Genomic DNA, 3,942 nt, shown 5'->3' with positions numbered 1-3,942 from the left:
AGTCAACTTCCTGCCTTTTCAGGAAGGATGGCTGCAGATATGGAATTTTTCTGGATTGGGGATAAAATTCTTTCCGTAGGACATGGCAGAGGAGCTTATCCCAATAATACCTCTGATTTTTATAAACATTACCGGGGCTTGGTATGGTTTGATACGCTGCAAAGACAGGTGGAGCAATTTATGCCACTGGATGAAAACAGTGTATTTAGGAATGGTAAAGCACATGACCTTTCCCATATGATGCCTAAGTTGGCCGTAGATCAGGAGAGGATTTACTGGGTTCATGGGGTGGAGCCCGTTTTACATATCCACGACCTTAAACCGCCCTATGAAAAGATCAGAAGGGTAGCATTAGAGATACCGGATTATACCTTCAATGAGGGCATGGATTTCAACAAAGCAGACCCTAGGATGATCAATCCGGATTCCTATTCAGGCTTTATGGAAAATATCAAAGTTACGGAGCAATTTATCCTGATTACCTTTTTTCCCGGTGTGCCTGAAGCAGACCGTGATAAGTTTGAAAACTTAGCTTGGCCGGAATTTCAAGCCAAGGTTCGGAAAGCTTATCCACCCCGCTTGATGGTTAGGGATCTGGAGGGAAATTTTATGAGGGAGTTCACTTTGTCTAAGGATCTGAGTGACAGGCAGTGGTTGTATCGTGATGGGTATCTGTGGTTTTTAGCCCCTGTGAACTTGGATGAGGAGGAGGATTTCGTGAAGATTTATAAGGTGGCTTTGGAGCCGTCTTAAGGTGGATTTTGGGGAGTTCTGCTATCCCGGACTTCCGCATGCTGCAGTCTGGGTTGTCAAAGTACAGCCTTTTAGGCTTTTATGAACCGTATTTTTTAGTAATAAGGGTTAAAATTCGAACCTTATTCATCAATGAAGAATAATGCTTGGAATGAGTAGCCTTTCTCAGGCTGCAAAGATTTTATGGTAATGAATTCGTATTCGATATTCAGACATTTCTATGCATGGAGGATCAGGCCTGAAAGGCCGATCAGTGCCAGCCCGGGATGAAGTCCCTGGTAAGGGAATCGTATACCTCCCATAAGGTCTGAAGGACCGATCTGAAATTATCAAAGCCCCCGCGGAGGAAAGATGGGGATGAATGAGGATCATCATGCGTGAAACCAATTAATTTTTACCGCAAAGGCCGCAGGGGTTTTTTGCGAGGGGCGCAGCTTTTTTCACAATTAATCTATATGCCTGAGCGGCTATCCTATTACCTTATTAAGGATTAAAATCGTAATCCGTAATCCTTTGAAATGTGTAACTAAATGGAATGACCTCAACCATAACCAATTCTTCTTCATTTAGCCCTTCTGCATCATAACCTGCAAAAGCCATAACCAATACCTCCTTATTGTTTTCAAAAGTCAATGCCATTTTTTTGTTAGCGCGTTTTATTCTGCTGTCTTTTTCAATCATGGCCTCAGGATTGGGATTGAATTTATTTTCAGGATAAAAAAACCTTCTGTTGGATAAAAATAAAATACCATCCCTGATGCTAAAGTTTCCTGTGACATATTCTTCAATTCCGAGATAATTTTCTCCTTCGATTTCTTTTATTACCACATAACTTTCAAATGTTTCATTAGGATGAAATTTGAACAAGTAATCGTAAGTAATGTCTTCTTCTACCGTTTTACTTACCCACATCCCCTCCAATAGCTGGGGGGAAAGGCTTTCTTCTGAATCCATGCAGGAAAACAACAGGAGAAATGGAGCCAGGAAAAGCAATGACTTTTTCATAAAAAAGGGGATTGAATAGCAATACAGGCATATTTTTTAAAAAATTAGTTTTATCAAAGCCGAATTTCCCACCTTATCAATAAATTCTAAGTTTACGTATCAAATTCAACTTCGGATTTCAACCGCTCAATGGTTACGCTCTGCGGATCTGAACCAAGGATTTTCCATTCTTCAAAGATGGTCCCTCCCCAGAAACGCATTTCCAGTATCAAAACTTCCCCCTGCAACCTCCATTTGCCATCGAAATCGGCCATGACGACTGGAGGGGTAGCACACCAGCCAGAATAGGTTCGGTTGACCAATTTGCCGTTTCTCCGAAATACATAGCCCATTGTGTTTTCAGGAAGTGGGTCCGCCCTTTCGAGGGTAAATCCATTTTCCTGCCAGTCGCTAACCGTCCAAGAACCTAAGGGAAACTCCCCGGCTTCCAGGGTCAGTATGTCATTTTCCACACAGGAATTCAAAACGAAAAAAAGAGAGAGGAAAAGTATTGGTTTTTTCATGGCTTGAAGGTTAATTCCTAAACCTTGACGCATGACGGATACCAAATGTCCCAATAGAAGCCATTTTTTATTAAAAATATCGGCATATAACTTCTATTCATCCACCCTTTGAAAAGTAGCCCCATCCATGTCCATCTGTGAGTGGCGGACCGTGAGTGTAGAACGGTCATAACTAATTTGGAATTGGAATCGATTTGTTTCAGATGGGGAAACCGATTTTTCTTCCAATTGATCTTTGGGAACAAAGGGTGGCTGAGTCACCATGTTGGGAGGAGAAAAAACCCGGAGGGTCTGTAAGGAAAGTTGGTCTCCAGCAGTCAGGTAAATGCCAGTCCAAATGTTATGGTATCCTGTCATTTCTGTTTCCCCTAAAACCCGGTATCCCCATTCATAGAAATAGGATCCGTCAGAAAGAAAAATATACCTATTCACTGATTCAAAGCCTAGGTCCTCAGCAAAGTAGGCAGCTTCCCATGCGCCCAATAGCTTGGAGTTCAGCGTCTCTTCCTTTTCAGAGCAGCTGAATGCGAGGGTCATGACTATTGCCAGTAACCTTTTCATAGGGAGGGGTTTAACTGACTGAAATTTCGTGTTTTGTTGGGATGATAGCAAGGCCTTCCTTGGTTAAAAATGTATGGATAAATTTGGTTTTGTTCGTTGGCCGATTTCATAATTAACCGCTAATAATGGGGAGGCTTCCCAAATCGAAATTTGCCATTTCGTAAAGCGATACTGTGGATTTTTAATCCGTTGGTGGCAGTATTTCTACTTGAAGATTTGAATGAATTTTTTTAACCACGGAACTTGTCCCGCAAAGCGGTATGAATAGGATGAATGAGGATGTATCTGCGTCAACCATTTTTTTGCCAAGATGTACGCAATGGTACTACACATTAATTCTTTCCGCCTTTGTGGCTGATCCAATATTTTCCTTTAGTTTGATTCGAAATTGACCGGAAAAGTTTATTTTTATTATCAACCTTCAGTCCTGCACTTTATGAAAAATTTCCGTCTGATTGGAGTTTTGCTCTTCATCATTATCATGGGCAGTTCATGTAAGACTTATAAAGACCTCAAGCGGGTAGCACCAAGGGCTGCCGATGTCCCCATTTCCGAACAGGTTCAAAAATTAAAACCGGGTGATGCCATCAAAATATATGAAAAAATAAGTGGCAGGGCCACGGATTTGGAGTATGTGACTATAGAGAATGGGATTTTAAGAGGCTTTCAGGCCGGGGGCAGCAAATCTGATCTTACTTCGATCAGGCTGGAAGACATTGGGAAGATTGAAGTCAAAAAATTCAATGCGGGCAAGACGGGCCTGGCTATCGGAGCAGTTTATGCAGTGGCGATGCTGATTGGATTTACGGCTTATTTACTCTCGATTGGAGATTGATTATTGGTTGGTTTTCCATAAAAACCTTCCTGCCTTAGCGCCTTTGTAGCTATTAATAATGAGCCCCTTAATTCCTAAACCCCTAAATGGTTCAAAAAACGCTCCCTCTTATTCCGACAATTGATGACAATTATTTTTTTATCCTCATTCTTTTCGGGAACTTTGGTAAAGGAAGAAAAAGTGAGTCTTATGGAAAAGCAGCAGCATTGTCCGATATGTCAGCAGGAAGTCGATTATTCCTCCAGGTATCCCAAGCACCTCTGTAGTGCCTGTATGGACCTTACT

4 protein-coding genes and 1 pseudogene are annotated in these 3,942 nt (G+C 41.7%); 2 read left to right on the top strand and 3 right to left on the bottom strand.

Features of this window, described 5'->3' with window-relative positions; genetic code table 11:
* Positions 1–753 (top strand): annotated as a pseudogene (locus QZT73_RS03040) (hypothetical protein); the annotation flags it as partial.
* Between the two features lie 483 nt (positions 754–1,236).
* On the opposite strand, the gene QZT73_RS03035 reads toward QZT73_RS03040, so the two are convergent.
* The 3 genes from QZT73_RS03035 to QZT73_RS03025 form a co-directional block, all read right to left on the bottom strand.
* Positions 1,237–1,758, bottom strand: coding sequence for a hypothetical protein (locus QZT73_RS03035; RefSeq protein ID WP_291782948.1), 522 nt, complete (start codon positions 1,756–1,758; stop codon positions 1,237–1,239).
* Between the two features lie 92 nt (positions 1,759–1,850).
* Positions 1,851–2,261 (bottom strand): hypothetical protein, encoded by a 411-nt coding sequence (locus QZT73_RS03030; RefSeq protein WP_291786556.1) that lies wholly within the window; start codon positions 2,259–2,261, stop codon positions 1,851–1,853.
* Between the two features lie 93 nt (positions 2,262–2,354).
* On the bottom strand, positions 2,355–2,822 hold the full coding sequence (locus QZT73_RS03025) for a hypothetical protein (protein WP_291786554.1): 468 nt from the start codon (positions 2,820–2,822) through the stop codon (positions 2,355–2,357).
* Between the two features lie 436 nt (positions 2,823–3,258).
* Here QZT73_RS03025 and QZT73_RS03020 point away from each other — a divergent pair, with 436 nt between their 5' ends.
* Positions 3,259–3,657, top strand: a complete 399-nt coding sequence (locus QZT73_RS03020) for a hypothetical protein (protein ID WP_291782956.1) — start codon at positions 3,259–3,261, stop codon at positions 3,655–3,657.
* Positions 3,658–3,942: the final 285 nt, after the last annotated feature.

Source organism: Cecembia sp. (genome assembly GCF_007126775.1).
In the GTDB taxonomy this organism is placed as follows: domain Bacteria; phylum Bacteroidota; class Bacteroidia; order Cytophagales; family Cyclobacteriaceae; genus Cecembia.
This window is presented reverse-complemented; position numbering and strand designations above follow the sequence as displayed.